The organism is Massilia glaciei (genome assembly GCF_003011895.2).
GTDB lineage: Bacteria > Pseudomonadota > Gammaproteobacteria > Burkholderiales > Burkholderiaceae_D > Telluria_A > Telluria_A glaciei.
On record NZ_PXWF02000016.1, the window covers coordinates 1 to 16026 of the forward strand.

At 61.0% G+C, this 16026-nt stretch carries 15 protein-coding genes; 7 read left to right on the forward strand and 8 right to left on the reverse strand.

Annotation, left to right across the window (positions count from 1 at the left end; genetic code table 11):
* Nucleotides 1-346: 346 nt before the first annotated feature.
* From panC to metG, 5 genes are all read right to left on the reverse strand, one after another.
* Nucleotides 347-1186, reverse strand: a complete 840-nt coding sequence (panC, locus tag C7C56_RS00740) for a pantoate--beta-alanine ligase (protein WP_106755594.1) — start codon at nucleotides 1184-1186, stop codon at nucleotides 347-349.
* Between the two features lie 39 nt (nucleotides 1187-1225).
* The gene (locus C7C56_RS00745; protein ID WP_181372965.1) at nucleotides 1226-2107 is read right to left on the reverse strand and encodes a segregation and condensation protein A; all 882 of its coding nucleotides are present in this window, start codon (nucleotides 2105-2107) and stop codon (nucleotides 1226-1228) included.
* A gap of 22 nt (nucleotides 2108-2129) precedes the next feature.
* The gene (locus tag C7C56_RS00750) at nucleotides 2130-2333 is read right to left on the reverse strand and encodes a DUF3460 family protein (RefSeq protein ID WP_106755595.1); all 204 of its coding nucleotides are present in this window, start codon (nucleotides 2331-2333) and stop codon (nucleotides 2130-2132) included.
* Between the two features lie 146 nt (nucleotides 2334-2479).
* A complete protein-coding gene (locus tag C7C56_RS00755; protein WP_229457813.1) occupies nucleotides 2480-3805 on the reverse strand; it encodes an enoyl ACP reductase FabMG family protein in 1326 nt (441 codons plus the stop codon).
* A gap of 151 nt (nucleotides 3806-3956) precedes the next feature.
* Nucleotides 3957-6095: a methionine--tRNA ligase gene (gene metG, locus C7C56_RS00760; protein ID WP_106755596.1), complete on the reverse strand. Its 2139-nt coding sequence runs from the start codon at nucleotides 6093-6095 to the stop codon at nucleotides 3957-3959.
* A gap of 138 nt (nucleotides 6096-6233) precedes the next feature.
* Here metG and apbC point away from each other — a divergent pair, with 138 nt between their 5' ends.
* The 5 genes from apbC (at nucleotide 6234) to C7C56_RS00785 (ending at nucleotide 9790) form a co-directional block, all read left to right on the forward strand.
* On the forward strand, nucleotides 6234-7322 hold the full coding sequence (gene apbC / locus C7C56_RS00765; protein ID WP_106755597.1) for an iron-sulfur cluster carrier protein ApbC: 1089 nt from the start codon (nucleotides 6234-6236) through the stop codon (nucleotides 7320-7322).
* 22 nt (nucleotides 7323-7344) lie between these two features.
* Nucleotides 7345-7623 carry a hypothetical protein gene (locus C7C56_RS00770; protein WP_146204218.1) on the forward strand — a complete coding sequence of 93 codons (279 nt, stop codon included), beginning with the start codon at nucleotides 7345-7347 and terminating at the stop codon, nucleotides 7621-7623.
* A 6-nt stretch (nucleotides 7624-7629) separates the two neighbouring features.
* The gene (locus C7C56_RS00775; protein ID WP_106755599.1) at nucleotides 7630-8655 is read left to right on the forward strand and encodes an RNA methyltransferase; all 1026 of its coding nucleotides are present in this window, start codon (nucleotides 7630-7632) and stop codon (nucleotides 8653-8655) included.
* 12 nt (nucleotides 8656-8667) lie between these two features.
* The gene (locus C7C56_RS00780; protein ID WP_106755600.1) at nucleotides 8668-9165 is read left to right on the forward strand and encodes a hypothetical protein; all 498 of its coding nucleotides are present in this window, start codon (nucleotides 8668-8670) and stop codon (nucleotides 9163-9165) included.
* A 91-nt stretch (nucleotides 9166-9256) separates the two neighbouring features.
* Nucleotides 9257-9790, forward strand: coding sequence for a pyridoxamine 5'-phosphate oxidase family protein (locus C7C56_RS00785; protein ID WP_106755601.1), 534 nt, complete (start codon nucleotides 9257-9259; stop codon nucleotides 9788-9790).
* Between the two features lie 35 nt (nucleotides 9791-9825).
* Here C7C56_RS00785 and C7C56_RS27850 read toward each other — a convergent pair whose 3' ends face one another.
* The 3 genes from C7C56_RS27850 to rtcR form a co-directional block, all read right to left on the reverse strand.
* Nucleotides 9826-10089, reverse strand: a complete 264-nt coding sequence (locus tag C7C56_RS27850; protein WP_146204219.1) for a hypothetical protein — start codon at nucleotides 10087-10089, stop codon at nucleotides 9826-9828.
* A 173-nt stretch (nucleotides 10090-10262) separates the two neighbouring features.
* Nucleotides 10263-10670 carry a hypothetical protein gene (locus C7C56_RS00790; protein WP_106755602.1) on the reverse strand — a complete coding sequence of 136 codons (408 nt, stop codon included), beginning with the start codon at nucleotides 10668-10670 and terminating at the stop codon, nucleotides 10263-10265.
* 75 nt (nucleotides 10671-10745) lie between these two features.
* The gene (gene rtcR, locus C7C56_RS00795) at nucleotides 10746-12356 is read right to left on the reverse strand and encodes an RNA repair transcriptional activator RtcR (RefSeq protein ID WP_106755603.1); all 1611 of its coding nucleotides are present in this window, start codon (nucleotides 12354-12356) and stop codon (nucleotides 10746-10748) included.
* Nucleotides 12357-12583: 227 nt separating this feature from the next.
* On the opposite strand from rtcR, the gene C7C56_RS00800 reads away from it, so the two are divergent.
* Together C7C56_RS00800 and C7C56_RS00805 are read left to right on the forward strand one after the other, a co-directional pair.
* Nucleotides 12584-14137 (forward strand): vWA domain-containing protein, encoded by a 1554-nt coding sequence (locus C7C56_RS00800; RefSeq protein ID WP_106755604.1) that lies wholly within the window; start codon nucleotides 12584-12586, stop codon nucleotides 14135-14137.
* Between the two features lie 627 nt (nucleotides 14138-14764).
* Nucleotides 14765-16000: an RtcB family protein gene (locus tag C7C56_RS00805; RefSeq protein WP_106755605.1), complete on the forward strand. Its 1236-nt coding sequence runs from the start codon at nucleotides 14765-14767 to the stop codon at nucleotides 15998-16000.
* Nucleotides 16001-16026 lie beyond the last annotated feature (26 nt).

Genomic DNA, 16026 nt, shown 5'->3' on the forward strand with positions numbered 1-16026 from the left:
GCCGCATAGCGGCTGAACAGTCACGGAAATTTGAGGGGAGATAATTGGAGGTATAGTTGGCAAAACCTCTACTAGCGCCGGTTGCAGACGCAGGCGTAGCTGCTGGCAATATAGGAACGGTACTGTTTGAACGCCGACGGCGATGAAGTCAGAACTGATGGTCTGAGCGACAGCATTTGGATGGCAGAGCCGGTAGAGTGGTGGGCGGCTTTGAGGACGGCATCGCTGCCTCCAAAAAACACACATCGTCCTCGGGCTCGGAGGTCGCCTTGACGGACCGGGCGCCGAGCCCGAGAACGATGTGGATTTTTGCTAATTAAGTTCGATCGACACTGTTTCTCAAGCGCTAAATCTCGAGATTGTCGATTAAACGCGTCGTCCCCAGCTTAGCCGCAGCCAGCACCACCAACGGCGCACCGGCCGCCAGATCGGCCGCCGTCGGCGACTGCAAATCCATACGCCGGCGCACCGAAATATAATCCGGCTGCCATCCTCGCCCGGCCAGATGCGCCATCGCCGACTGCTCAAGCCCCATGATATCGAGATGCCCCGCGCGCACCTCACCGGCCACGTGGTTGAGCAACTGAAACAGCGCCGGCGCCTCGGCCCGTTGCGCATCGTTCAAATACATATTGCGCGACGACAGCGCCAGCCCGTCCTCGGCGCGCCAGGTCTCGGCCGCGATGATCTCGGTTGGCAGCGCAAACTGGCGGCTCATGTTACGGATGATCATAAGCTGCTGGTAATCCTTCTTGCCGAACACGGACACGCGCGGCTGCACGCACGAGAACAGCTTGAGCACGATGGTCGTCACGCCCGTAAAGAACCCCGGCCGGAACTCACCCTCGAGCGTGTTGCCAAGGTCGTCGGGCGGGCGCACGCGGAACTCCTGCGGCTCCGGATACAGGTCCTTCTCGGTCGGCGCAAACAAGACGTAGACGCCTTCCTTCTCGAGCTTTTCAACGTCGGCCTGGAAGGTGCGCGGGTATTTGTCGAAGTCCTCGTTGGGCCCAAACTGCAGGCGGTTCACAAAAATCGAGGCCACCACCGGGTCGCCGTGCTTGCGCGCCAGCCGCATCAGCGACAAATGGCCTTCGTGCAGGTTGCCCATGGTCGGGACGAAGGCGGTGCGCAGTTGTCCGCTGAGCTGGTCGCGCAGTTCGTCGATGTTCGAGATAATTTTCATGGGGCTGTCCTAGTACGGTGTCAAAAGGGGCAGGGTGCTTCAGGCCGGGGAATAGGCCAGGCGCACGTAAATGGGGGCAAACGGTTCGGCCTGGGTGATTTCGATCAGGGTTTCCTTGGCCAGCTCGAGCATCGCGACGAAGTGCACCACCACGATCGGCACCGGCGCGTTGCCCTCAAACAGATCGGCAAACTCGACGAAGCGGCTGCTTTGCAGCTGGCGCAAAATGGCCGACATGTGCTCGCGCACCGACAGCTCTTGGCGGCTGATGCGGTGGTGCTCGGTCAGCTTGGCGCGCTTGAGCACGTCTAGCCACGCGTTTTGCAGGTCGGCCGCGTTGACCTCTGGCCACTTTGGCACCAGGCTTTGCTCGATGTAAAGCTCGGGCCGCACGAAGTCGCGGTCGATCTGCGGCACCGCGTTCAGGTCGTAGGCGGCCACCTTGATCTGCTCGTACTCGAGCAGGCGGCGCACCAGCTCGGCGCGCGGGTCGCCGGTGGCGTCGTCGTTGTCGGATTTGCGCTGCGGCAGCAGCATGCGCGACTTGATCTCGATAAGCATGGCCGCCATGAGCAGGTATTCGGCGGCCAGTTCGAGGTTGTGCAGGCGGATTTGGTCGACATACTTCAGGTATTGCAGGGTGACCTGCGCCATCGGTATGTCGAGGATGTTGAAGTTTTGCCTGCGGATCAGGTAGAGCAGCAGGTCGAGCGGGCCTTCGAAGGCGTCGAGGAAGATTTCTAGCGCGTCCGGCGGGATGTACAGGTCGGTCGGCATGCGCAGCAGCGGCTCGCCGTACAGGCGGGCAAAGCCGGGGTCGACCACGGCTGCGGTGGCCACCCCATCGGCGGGCGTTGCGGCGTCGCCGGTAGCGGCCACAGCAACCGCTTCCTGTTCCTGCACCGCCTCGTCGGGCAACATTGGCGTGGCGCCCCGCCGTCGCTTAAAGTTTGTTCTGGTAGACGTAGGCTTGTTGCTTTACGCCCGATTCGCGCAGGCGTTCCTGCTCGGCCAGCGTCAGGACCGGCTTGTCCCACAGCAGCGCGCGGCCGGCTTGCTGGCCCGCTTCGATGCCAGGGTTTTTGGCCTTGAGCTCCTTGATGAACAGGGTGTGCTCGGACTCGTACAGCTTGAATTGTTTGAACATTTTCGTCTTGCTCTGACTGGGGTGGCAGGGGCCGCGCGGGGCGCGGAGGGTCTTGCCGTTATGAAATAAGGCGGCGGACCACGCTATTTTACAGTGCGCGCGGTCCGCGGGGTAAAACGCCCCGCTTGGGGGGCTGGGGCTGCCTTCTAGGGGTGGTTCTTGTTGAGTTGGCGCGCGATGATGTCGTGGTTGAGCCAGAGCACCGGACCGGCCGCGTCGCTCACGCCGCGGAACATCAGCGGGCCCGTGCTTTCGAGCACCAGCGAGCTCAGGTGGTCGGTGATCAGCGCCTTGCGGTCCGGGTGCAGCTTAGTGATCTCCTCCGAGGTGCCGATCATGATGTCGGCCAGCTCCGGCGAATTGTCCATCGGCCACGCCTCGAAGTTGCGGAACGTCGCGCTGGTCGGGTTGGCGTTGTAGGACTCGATCATGTCGAGGATCGACTGCAGTTCCACGCCCTCGGCCAGCAACGACTGGCAGATGTCCCACTGTTGCTGGGCCCAGGCGCCGCCGCCTTCTTGCTTGAGCGCCTGCAGCAGCGGGAACAGCGACAATTCGACGCCAACAAAAATGTCGGACGAGTTGGTGCGGATCTCGGGGCAATTGAACACGGTCGCCTTGATGCCCTGCGCCCACGCCTTCTGCGCCACGTTCTCGAGGCGCATCTTGGCGTAGCCCTGGGTGTAATTGGTGTAGCTCTGCCACAGGTACTCGCCGCCGATCAAAATCTCGGTGCCGTGGTAGCCGTAGGCGCTGTAGCGCACCTGGCCGCCGGTGCGGGCCACGCGCTCGCGGATGGCGGCGCTGCCGTCGATCAAGTGCTGCAAGGTGTTGGCGGTGACTTCGTCGAAGTTCATCAAAATGAGCTTGCCGAGGTCGCTGTCGAGCAGGGCGCGCGAGGACATGAAGCGCTCGCCGCGGCCTTTGTAGATGCGGTTGGCAATCGCCAGGAATACCTTGACCTTCGGGATGCCGCCGGCCATCGTGTGGGCGAAGAACACATTGGCGCCGTCGGGCACCAGTTTGTCGATCTCGGCCATGGCGAGCGCGGTCGACTCGGCGAAGCGCTTGGTGCCGGCGGCGCGGCAGCGCTCGATCTGGGCCCAGTCGAGCTTGTCTTCCTGCCAGCCCTTGAGCGTCAGGCCCGACAGCATTTCGGTCGGGTTCGGCTCGCCTTCGGGCGCGTCGAGGTCAAAGCCGGCCATGAGCGGCACGTTGATGATCCGTCCGCCGAGCTTGGCTTCGGCTTCGGCCAGTTCTTCGGCGTCGAGCGCGCGCAGCTTGAGGTTCTCGTCGCGGCGGCCGACCGTGATGCCGACGATGGTCATGCCGGCGGCGCGCGCCTCGTCGATCAGGCCGTTGGCGTAGCCGCGGCCGAACAGTTCGCCGAACAGGACGAATACATCGCCTTTGCGAAACAGATTCTCTTGTGGGATTTGACGCAGTGGAGTCAGTTGAGTCAGTTCGGTCATGGGGTCGGTGTCGCTCAAAGGTAAGTGGAAGGGCCGGTTTTTGTTCTATTGGCCCAAAAGTAATACTGGCACAGAAGGCGGCATTATACCGCCGTCAGTGCCAGTCAAGTCCAGTGCGGGGAGAGCCCTTGACGAGGCGCACCCCGTCCGTTTAGCCGATGCGCATGCCCGGCACCGCACCCGGCCAGGGCTCGAGCAGGTACAGGCCCGGCTCGGCTTTCTCGTCGGAGGCCGAGGCGCACAGCACCATGCCTTCGGAGACGCCAAACTTCATCTTGCGCGGCGCCAGGTTGGCCACCAGCACGGTCAGCTTGCCGATCAGTTGCTCGGGCTGGTAGGCCGATTTGATGCCCGAGAACACATTGCGGTGGCGGCCTTCGCCCACGTCGAGCGTCAGGCGCAGCATCTTGTCGGAGCCGGCGATGTGCTCGCAGTTGACGATTTTGGCGATGCGCAGGTCGATCTTGGCGAAGTCGTCGATCTTGATTTCGGCGGCGAGCGGCTCCAGGCCCGGGTTGGCGGCCGGCGCGTCGAGCGCCACGGGCGCGGCCGCGGGTGCCGTCTCCACCTGCACCGCGACCGGCGCGGGCTTGTCAAACAGCGCCTCGACCATGGTCGCGTCGATGCGCTTCATCAGGTGGTCGTAGGGGCCGATGCTGCGGCCGAGCATGGTCGCGTAGACGGCCTCGCCGTGCGTGTCGCTCCAGGCGAAACCTTGCTCGCCGAGCATGTCGCCCACTTTGGCGGCAATCTGCGGCAACACTGGAGAGAGCAGGATCGTGAGCTGGCGGAACAGGATCAGCGCGGTGCTGCACACGTCGTGCAGTTCGGCGCGCTTGTCGGCGTCCTTGGCCAAAATCCACGGCTTGTTCTCGTCGACGTACTGGTTGGTGATGTCGGCGATCTCCATGATCTCGCGCAGCGCCTTGCCAAATTCGCGGTGCTCGAAATTGGCAGCAATGTTGGCCTGGCGCTCCATGCCGTCGACCGTCAGCGCGCGCGCGATCCACTGGTGCGCCGCCGGCGACAGCGAGCCGGCCAGCTTGCCGTCGAACAGCTTGGCGATGAAGCCGGCGCAGCGGCTGGCGATGTTGACGTATTTGCCGATCAGGTCGCTGTTGACGCGCGCCACGAAGTCGTCGCCGTTAAAGTCGAGGTCCTCGACCTTGGAATTGAGCTTGAAGGCGATGTAATAACGCAGCCATTCCGGGTTCATGCCCAAGTTCAGGTAGCGCAGCGGCGAGATGCCGGTGCCGCGCGACTTGCTCATCTTCTCGTTGTTGACGGTCAGGTGGCCGTGCACGCTCACGGTCAGCTTGTCGATCACCGGGTGGCCGGCAAACTTGAGCATCGCGGGCCAGAACAACAGGTGGAACGAAACGATGTCCTTGCCGATGAAGTGCACCTGCTCGGTGGCGGGGTCGGCCAGCAGGGCGTCGTAATCGATGTCGTTCTTGCCGCAATAGTTTTTAAGGCTGGCCAGGTAGCCGACCGGGGCGTCGAGCCAGACATAAAAGAACTTGTTCGGCGCGTCGGGGATCGGGATGCCAAAGTAGGGCGCGTCGCGCGAGATGTCCCAGTCGGCCAGTTTTTCGCCGGCCTCGCCGAGCCACTCGGAGACCTTGTTGACCATTTCCGGTTGCAAACGGCCGGGCGTGTTGAGCCATTCCTTGAGGAAGGTGTAGCAGCGCGGGTCCGACAGGGCAAAGAAATACTGCTCCGACGGCTTCATGATCGGGGTCGAGCCCGTGAAGACCGAGAACGGATTGACCAGTTCGGTCGGCTGGTAGGCCGCGCCGCACACTTCGCAATTGTCGCCGTACTGGTCCTTGGCGCCGCATTTGGGGCATTCGCCCTTGATGTTGCGGTCGGCCAAAAACATGCCCTTGACCGGGTCGAAGAAGCGGTCGACCGTTTTGGTGACGATCAGGCCGGTTTCGCGCAGTTTTCGGTAGATGCCCTGCGACAGCTCCACGTTCTCGGGCGAATCGGTCGAGTGCCAGTTGTCGAAGGCGATGTGGAAGCCGTCGAGGTACTGCGGGCGCCCGGCGGCGATGTTGGCGACGAATTCCTGCGGCGTGAGACCCTCTTTTTCGGCCGCGATCATGATGGGCGTGCCGTGGGTGTCGTCGGCGCAGACGAAATGGACCTGGCGCAAGCCCGCCTCGTCGCGCTGCATTCGCTGGAAACGGACCCAAATATCGGCCTGGATGTATTCCATCATGTGGCCGATGTGGAAGGCTGCGTTGGCGTATGGCAGGGCGGTGGTGACGAACAGCTTGCGGGTCATGGTCGAAAGGCGCTTTTTGACAGGTGAAAAGCGTTATTTTACCAGTGGATGGAGGGGGCGGGCACGGCGGTTTGGCCTGCCTTGCTGATAATTGGTCAATTTTGCGCTAGACTTCGGGGCTTACATACGGAGATTTTCATGAGCATCACAGCAGAAGACGTCAAGGCGGCGCTGGCGGCGGTTATCGACCCGAATACCCAAAAGGACTTCGTTTCGTCCAAATCGGTCAAGAACATCAAGGTCGACGGCTTTGACGTCGCGCTCGACATCGAGCTCGGCTATCCGGCCAAAAGCCAGTTCGACGCGATCCGCGCCGCCGCCGAGGCCGCCGTGCGTGCGCTGCCGGGCGCGGGCAAGGTCAGCGTCAATGTATACAGCAAGATCATCTCGCACTCGGTTCAGCGCGGCCTCAAGATCATGCCGAACGTGAAGAACATCATCGCGGTCGCGTCCGGCAAGGGCGGCGTCGGCAAGTCGACCACGGCGGTCAACCTGGCGCTGGCCCTGGCGGCCGAGGGCGCCAGCGTCGGCGTGCTCGACGCCGACATCTACGGCCCCTCGCAACCAATGATGCTCGGCATTAACGGGCGCCCGGAGACGGCCGACGGCAAGACCATGGAGCCGCTCGAGAACCACGGCCTGCAGGTGTCGTCGATCGGCTTTATGATCGACCCGGACGAGCCGATGGTGTGGCGCGGCCCCATGGTCACGCAGGCGCTGACCCAGTTGCTCGAACAAACCAACTGGCGCAACCTCGACTACCTGATCGTCGACATGCCTCCCGGCACAGGGGACATCCAGCTGACCTTGTCGCAAAAAGTGCCGGTCACGGGCGCCGTCATTGTGACCACGCCGCAAGACATCGCGCTGCTCGACGCGCGCAAGGGCCTTAAAATGTTCGAGAAGGTCGGCATTCCGATCCTCGGCGTGGTCGAGAACATGAGCACCCACATCTGCTCCAACTGCGGCCACAACGAGGCGATCTTCGGCCACGGCGGCGGCGCCAAGATGTGCGCCGACTTCGGTGTCGATTTCCTCGGCGCCTTGCCGCTGACCATGACTATCCGCGAGCAGACAGATTCCGGCCGCCCGACCGTCGTGGCCGAGCCAGACGGCCCGGTGGCGGCGATCTACAAGGACATCGCGCGCAAGGTCGCCATTAAAATCGCCGAGAAGGCGAAGGACATGACGAGCAAGTTCCCGAGCATTGTCATCAAGAACGACTAACCGAGCGCGAAAGGAAGAGCCCATGCGAGCAGGAGTGATGCAAATGATGGTGGCGGTGGCGATCAGCGGCGCCGCCTCGTACGCGCTGGCGACGTCGGCGTCGTTCAGCATGCCGTCGTTCGGGGCGGCGGAAAGCAGCCCGTACAAGGTGCGCTTCGCGGTCGACGGCATGGAGGTCACCCCGGCCGCGCAGTTCATCGTGACCACGGGGCAGCAGGAGTTGCTGCTTGAGCCGGCCAGGGACGAGGCGGCGCAGTCGTGCCCGCGGCCGGAGCAGCCGGTCATCGTGCTGCTGCGCTAGGCGTGCATGCAGATTGAAGTGATCCGCCAGCGCCTCCGGGCGCTCGGCGCCAAGCCTTTGCACGAGCAGCGCGTCCTGCGCGACTGGGTGCGCGGCGAGCCGCACGACCAGGGCCGGCGCCGTCCCAACGACTTTTTGCCGCAGGGCGTGCGCGAGGCGCTGCCCGCACTCGACGCCGAATTGCACGGCATGGCCAGGCTGATCAGCGCGCATCCGGGCGAGGATGGGTCGGCGCGCTTGCTGGTCGGTCTTGCCGACGGGCAGACGGTGGAAAGCGTGCTCTTGCCGCGCGACGGACTTTGCGTCTCGAGTCAGGTGGGCTGCGCGGTTGGGTGCCAGTTTTGCATGACTGGTCGCGACGGCTTACTGCGGCAGGTGTCCAGCGGGGAGATCATCGCCCAGGTCGCGCTAGCGCGGACCCAGCGCGTGGTTAAGAAAGTAGTCTTCATGGGCATGGGCGAACCGGCCCACAATCTCAGCAATGTGATGGAGGCGATCGATTTGCTCGGCACCGAGGGCAACATTGGCCACAAGAATCTTGTTTTTTCGACTGTGGGCGACCCGCGCGCGTTTGAGCGCCTGGCGCAGGGCGCGGTCAAGCCGGCGCTGGCGGTGTCCTTGCACACGACCAAGCCGGCCCTGCGCGAAAAGCTGCTGCCGCGCGCGCCACGCCTGACGCCCAAGGAACTGATCGAGGCGGGCGAGCACTATGCGCGGCTGACCGGCTATCCGGTGCAGTACCAGTGGACCTTGCTCGAAGGGATCAACGACGGCGCGGACGAAATGGACGGCATCGTCGAACTGCTCAAGGGCAAGTACGCCGTGCTCAACATGATTCCCTACAACACCATCGAAGGCCTCGACTTCAAGCGGCCAAGCTGGGAGAGGGCGCACGCGATCGCCGCGGCCCTGCACCAGCGCGGCGTGCTGACCAAGTTGCGCGACTCGGCGGGGCAGGATGTCGACGGTGGCTGCGGGCAGTTGCGGGCGAGGGCCGAGGCGCCGCGCACCATCGCGATTCATTCGCAATAGACCGGATTTGAGATGCCGATCACGCCATTCCATTTCGGGCCGGGTGCGGCCATCCATGCGCTGGCGCCGCGCCATATCAGCTTTATCGGGTTTGTCGCCGCCAATGTGATCATCGATCTCGAGCCTTTGTATTTCATCCTCACCGATCAATATCCGCTGCACCGGTTTTTCCACTCCTATATCGGGGCCAGCGTGATCCTGCTTGCCGCGCCGGTTGTTTTTATCGCGGCCCGGCGCTTAGCCGCGCGCTTCTGGCTGCCCAATTTGTTCGGCTGGCAGCAATTGCGCGCTTGGCCGGTGACGCTGGGCGCCGCCGCCGGCGTGTATTCACATATCGTGTTCGACAGCATCATGCACGGCGATATGCGGCCATTCGCGCCGTTCAGCGACGCCAATCCCTTGTTGCGGATTATTTCGCTCGGCACGCTGGAATTGTCGTGCGTTGCAGCCGGATTGATCGGGCTGGCCATCCTGGGGGCGCGCAAGTTGGCTGCCAAAAACGCTGAGTAAGTTTTTGTCTAAGCGTTAAGTGGGTAACAGACGCGGCAATGCCCTGCGGGTACGCTGGTTCTTCAAACCACAGTGCAGGAGCTTGAAGGATATGGACTCAATCAATCGAAATCAGCCCGAAGAAAATCATCGCGATCTGTTTGGCGCAGAAGCGGTCAAGCGCATCAAGGATACGGTCGACAAGGCCAAGACCTGTTTTTTCTGCACAAAGGGCGCCGGTGGCGGTGTGAGGCCGATGAGTGTTCTGCAGGTCGATGACGCCGGCAATTTGTGGTTTCTGAGCGCTACCGACAGCCACAAGAACCAGGAGCTGGCCGCAAACTCCGAGGTCGAACTGTTCTTTCAGGGCGACGCCCACTCGACTTTTCTGCATATCGCAGGCATTGCTACGGTATCGCGCGACGAGGCCAAGATCAAGGAGCTATGGAGTTTCGTCCTCAAGACCTGGTTCACGCAGGGCGAGGATGATTCGCGCATTTCGGTCATTAAGGTGGCGCCGAAAGATGCGTACTACTGGGATAACAAGCATGGCGAAGTTGTCGCCGGCGCCAAAATGCTGGTCGGCGCCGTCATCGGCAAAACGCTCGATGATTCCATCGAAGGCAAGTTGGTTGTCGCGCCGTAGGGAAGGGGGGGGCAGCAACTCAAGGAATCGTGCATTCATCCTGTTTCCTCGGCACGATTTTCGGCAACTGCGCCGTTATCTTCGCCATGGGTTCCCGCTTTCGCGGGAATGACGGTAGGTAGTGGTGGTTGTGGTGGTGGTGGTGGTGGTGGTAGTGGTAGTGGCATCAGCGTCAGCACCATCCCCATCCCCATCCCCATCCCCATCCCCATCCCCATCACCATCACCATCACCATCACGATCACCACCACCACCACCACCACCACGAACCCGTCATTCCCGCGAAAGCGGGAACCCATACTGAATATGCAGATACGCGTCGTTGGAAAGTTTAGGCCCGCGAATTACGGCATTGCGGCTTTTGCTGCGCCAAACACTGGTTTTGCATCGTTGCGATGTCACGCAGATTATTCAGGAAGGCAGTGCGCCATCGCGGTAAGGACGGCGGGCGGTACTTGAATCGTGCATGCTTCTAAAACCTGAAACAGTGGTCTTGTTGGCTATCACTTTGCATCAACGCGGTCGTCAGGGCGGGCGAGGTCGCCTTTTGGCATTGAATCAGCACCTCGGTGTACCCCTCGAGGCTACTCTCGACAATTCCTATTTTTGCCGCCCCTCTAATGGCTTGCGCCAAGCGCGAATCACGCATGGGGGCGGTCGCACGCCGGTCCCGTTGATGCGGGAGGCGGTCCCCCTCAATTTCCACACGGCGTTCGCGCGCCGGCGTCAACGCATCTTCCTTCATCGCAGCGTCGACAAGTGATCGGGCCATCGTCTGCGGCAATGCCACCGCGCGAGCCGACTTGTCGTGGACGGAATCAGCCGCGTTAACTGAAAACGGCATCATGAAACCAACGACGATACAGGCGAGTTTTTTCATCTTATGATCCGGTAGGCGCTTGGCGCTTAAATTTTTAATAACTTTTAACTGGCGCAGATTAGCAAATTGGTTTGCCTATGCGTGCAGTGCGTCCCAGCTGAGCGAAAACTTGGCCAAATACTTTTTAAGCCGGTCGGCATCGTTGGGCTTCGCCTTGGCGTCGCGCGATGCGGCGAATAGTTTGCGGCCTGCGTCGGAGAGCGATTTCGAACGCTGGCAAACGCCGACGACCGCTTTCAATTGCACGATATCGAATAAATCCATTTGCTCATAGGCGCTTGCGCCGACGATCTGCTCAAGATCGACGTCGTCCGCCGCCTCGCCCATTGGCCGGGCGTAGTGGCGCCACTGGCGCTTCAGGCGGCCAGTCTCGTCCGAGACGATGCCGTCGGTGATGCGCCCCGCGTCGGCCAGGGTGGCCATGCGCACGACCGACGCCGACAGGTCGCGGAAATTGCCGATCCAAAGCGCATCGGACGACATGGCAAAGCGCATGTAGTGCTCGTGCGCCTCCTTGTTGAATCGGACCATCTGGCCATTCTCGGCGCTGAACTGCGCCAGCAGGTAATCGATGTTGGGCTCCACATCCTCGGCCCGGTCCACCAGGCCCGGCAGTTCGTAGGTCCACAGGTTCACGCGCGCGTACAGGTCCTCCCGGAAGCGCCCTGCGACGACGTCGCGCGACAAGTCGCGGTTGGTGCCGGCGATGAGTTGGAAATCGCTCTGGACTTCGTTGTCGCTGCCGACCGGCAAAAAACGCTTTTCTTCGATGGCCTTTAACAGCATCGCCTGTTCGTCGAGTCCCAGTTCGCCTATCTCATCAAGAAACAACAAGCCCTTGTGCGCCGAGCGCAGCAGGCCGGGGCGGTCCGAGGCGGCGCCCGTGAAGGCGCCCTTGATATGGCCGAACAGGGTCGATGCCGCGCCATCGCCATGCAGCGTGGCGCAGTTGATTTCGACGAATTTTCCATCGAGCTGATGGCGCGCCTTTTTCAGCGCAAACAGGCGGCGCGCCAGGAACGATTTGCCCGCGCCGGTTGGCCCCATGAACAGGATCGGCGCTTTCGATTTGATGGCCACGCGTTCGATCTCGTCGATCATGGTGTTGAAGCGCGCATTGCGGGTGGCGATGCCCGATTTTAAAAACGCGACGCCTTCCTCCTGCTCGCGCGTGAAGCGCTGCGCGATCTGGTCGTACTTTGATCGGTCGAGGTCGATCAGCACGTAGCTGCCCGGGGCGCCGACGGTGTGGCGGCGCGCCGGCGAGGATTGCAGCAATTTGCCGGGGAAATAATGTGCCTCGGCCATCAGGAACAGGCAGATCTGCACGACGTGAGTGCCGGTCGTGATGTGGACCCAGTATTCCTCGTTGTCGGGATCGAAAGGGTAGGTCTTGGCAAAGTCGAACAGGCAGCTGTAGACCTCTTCGAAGTCCCACGGATCGTCGATGGGAACGTGGTGCGGAACGACGGTTGTTTCCGGCGAAACCGATGCGATGTCGGTCGTGACCTGTTTGACGAGGTTTTGGTGGTGGCCGCTGTAGAGCAAGTCCATGCGGTCGACGAGCAAGTCCTCGTGCTGGGTCAGCGCGACGGTCGGCCGCCATTTCTCCCAGCGTCCGCTGCCCGATCCACTGTCGAGCTGGGTGCCGATGAATCCGATGACGACCATGCGCTTTTGTTTCATATTTAGGATAAAAATTTATATGGAAAGATAATCTATCACGAAATTGCAAATTGACATAGTTTTGCTTGGGTTGCGGCGGTTTCTACTTAAGTCAATAAAATCAGAGGTTTGTGAAAATCTCAAGAACTTTTCGACCTGCTGGCACGGTCGTTGCAATAGTGGAAGGCATAGGAGGCCGCACGATGCGCCTCCCGCCAAAAAAATAGAAGCAGAAAGAGGGAATTGAAATGGCCAACATCCAGTTGTTCCAGACGTTGAAAGGCAAGTTGCTGCCGCACGCTACGACGGTCAATGAAGCGGGCGCTCCCGCCTACCAGCCATCGCCGCAGCATCGCCTGGCGCAGTACGCCGCGACCGGATGCTTGAACGCCACTTTCTATGCCGACGCCGAGACGCAACTGGCCACCGTGCTGCAACTGTGCAAGGAGGTCGATGCTTACTTCGTCGCGCAGACCGCCGTGTATTGCCGCGAGCGTGGCTATATGAAGGACATGCCGGCCTTGTTGGCGGCGGTGCTGGCCGGCCAGGGTGCGCCCGTTTTTCCGCGTGCTTTCAAACGCATCGTCAACAACGGCAAAATGCTGCGCAACTTCGTGCAGATCCTGCGTTCGGGCGCCGTGGGCCGCAAGTCGCTCGGCACCCGTCCTAAAAAGCTGGTGCAGGATTGGCTCAACAATGCGTCCGAAAAAGAGTTGTTGTCGGCTGCGGTCGGCAACGCGCCATCGCTGGCCGATGTGGTGAAGATGGTGCACCCGAAACCGTCCGAGCCGTGGCGCGAAGCGTTTTTCGCCTGGTTGATCGGCAAACCGCACGGTGCGCAGGCATTGCCGCCCTTGGTCAAGGCATTCGAGGCCTACAAGGCCGATCGGACCCAGCCTTTGCCGGACGTGCCGTTCCAGATGCTGACCGCTTTGGAATTGAACGCGGCGGCCTGGGCGCAGATTGCGCGCCAAGGCGGCTGGCACATGGTGCGTATGAACTTGAACACTTTTTCGCGGCACGGCGTGTATGAACTGCCGGGCATGGCGGAGGAAATCGCGGCCAAACTCGCTGATGCGGAGTTGATCCGCAAGGCGCGGGTGTTCCCGTACCAATTGATGGCCGCGTACATGGCCGCCAACGACGAGGTGCCGATGGTCATTCGCGACGCCTTGCAAGACGCGCTCGAAATCGCATTGGTAAACGTCCCGGAGATCGAGGGTAAAGTGGTGGTGTGTCCCGATGTGTCTGGCTCGATGGCGTCGCCGGCGACCGGCTACCGCAGTGGTGGCACTTCGGCGGTCCGCTGTATCGACGTGGCCGCCTTGGTGGCCGCTGCGATGCTGCGTAAGAATCGCGACGCGGTGGTGCTGCCGTTCGAGGTCGATGTCGTGCGCTGCGATTTGAATCAGCGCGATACGGTCATGACGAATGCCCGCAAACTCGCTTCGATTGGCGGTGGCGGCACGAACTGCAGCGCGCCACTGGCAATGCTGAACAAGCGCAAGGAGAAGGCGGACCTCGTGGTGTTTGTGTCTGATAACGAATCGTGGATCGACGCGCGCAAGCAGGGCGCCACCGCCACGATGCGCGAATGGGAGATTTTCAAGCAACGCAACCCGGCCGCCAAGTTGGTCTGCATCGACGTGACGCCGTATGCGACGACGCAAGCGGCGGAACGCGACGATGTCCTCAATATCGGCGGTTTTTCGGACGACGTGTTTAAGATCGTTGCCGCATTCGCCGCCGGGCAATTGTCCGCGGCCCACTGGGTCGGCGAGATCGAGGCGATCAGCGTTTAGGGCGTAAAGTTTTTCACGAATGCAGAAACGATTACATTGGTTGTCAGCATCCATCTTCGGATGGATGTCCAGGGGTTCGAGTCCTCATCGTTTCAATACACTTGTCGTGCTGTTTTTGTTGTAAAAGTTTGGGCAAATGCAGAAGAAAATACATCGTGTCCCCGCTTCGAAACCGGGCAACCGCGATAGCGGTTGTAGCTCAGTTGGTAGAGCAAATTTTTTCTTCGATTCTTGTTGCCGTTTGATTAGCCATGAAGGCCCTGGCCTGAAGTTTGGAACTCTGCATGGCAGCGGGCTCAGTATGGGTCCCCGCTTTCGCGGGGATGACGGAGGGCGGGGCGACGTTGGTGGGAAAAGACGCCGGTTAATGTGGCTGGTGTTTTTCGAATTCCCCTTTTGCGACAGCCTCTTTCGCGGGGATGACGTTGGCTATTTTATCGTTTTTCGAGTTTGGGCGAATGCCGGTGGAATTACATCGCTAAGGACGAGGAGGAGCGGGTTCGAGTCCCGCCGGTGACGCAAGTCGCCGTAGCTTATGGGTAGAGCGTCTGTGCGGGTAACCGCACGCATTTCACCACTTTTGTCGCCACTGTTATTAAAATTTGCACTTATAAAAAAGAGAAAATCATGAAGCACGAAGAATTCGATGTAATGAATGTGGAAGGTGGTAGCCACGTAAAAATGTGGACCAAGGGCGTGCCGGTCGATGAAGGTGCCCGCAACCAATTGCGCAACACCGCCAAGATGCCGTTCATTTACAAGCACCTGGCAGTGATGCCCGACGTCCACCTCGGTAAAGGGTCGACCATCGGGACCGTGATTCCGACGCTCGGCGCCGTGATTCCGGCCGCCGTGGGCGTGGATATCGGTTGCGGAATGATGGCGGCCAAGACCACGCTGACCGCGACCGACCTGCCCGACAATCTGGGGCCTTTGCGCAGCGCGATCGAGCGCGCGATCCCGCACGGCATGTCGCCCAAAACGCGCGGTTTCAAAGGGCGCGATACGGGTTCGTGGGAGAATCCGCCTTTGCCGGTGGACCTTGCCTGGGCGCAGCTCAAAGATAAATTCGACGAGCTGTGCCTCAAGACGCCAAAGCTGAAAAACACGAACAACTACCGCCACCTCGGTACGCTCGGTTCGGGTAACCACTTCGTCGAAGTGTGCCTCGACGAAGTCAACGCGGTCTGGTTCATGCTGCACTCGGGTTCGCGCGGCGTCGGTAACGCGATCGGTTCGCACTTTATCGAATTGGCCAAGCAGGATATGCGGCGCCACTTCATCAATCTGCCCGATCAGGACCTCGCGTATCTGCCCGAAGGGACCGAGCACTACAAGGACTACATCGATGCCGTGAGCTGGGCGCAAAAATTCGCTCATATGAACCGCGAAGTGATGATGCAGAACCTAATCGCGGCGGTGCGTACCGTGATCTCGAAGCCGTTCGAGACGCACGTGGAAGCGGTCAATTGCCACCACAACTACGTGCAGAAGGAGCACCACTTTGGCAAAGATGTGCTGATCACGCGTAAGGGGGCGGTGTCGGCGCGTCCGGGCGAGCTTGGGATCATTCCTGGTTCGATGGGCGCGAAGAGCTTCATCGTGCGCGGAAAAGGCAACCCGGAGAGCTTCAACAGCTGTAGCCACGGCGCAGGGCGTTTGATGAGCCGTACCGAGGCCAAGAAGCGTTACACGATCGAGGACCAGGTCAAGGCCACCGAGGGCGTGGAGTGCCGCAAGGACGTCAACGTGATCGACGAGATCCCGATGGCGTACAAGGATATCGACGCCGTCATGCACGCCCAGCGCGACTTGGTGGAAGTGCTGCATACGCTAAAGCAGGTGGTCTGCGTGAAGGGTTAGCACCAAATTAAAACGATTAAAACAGA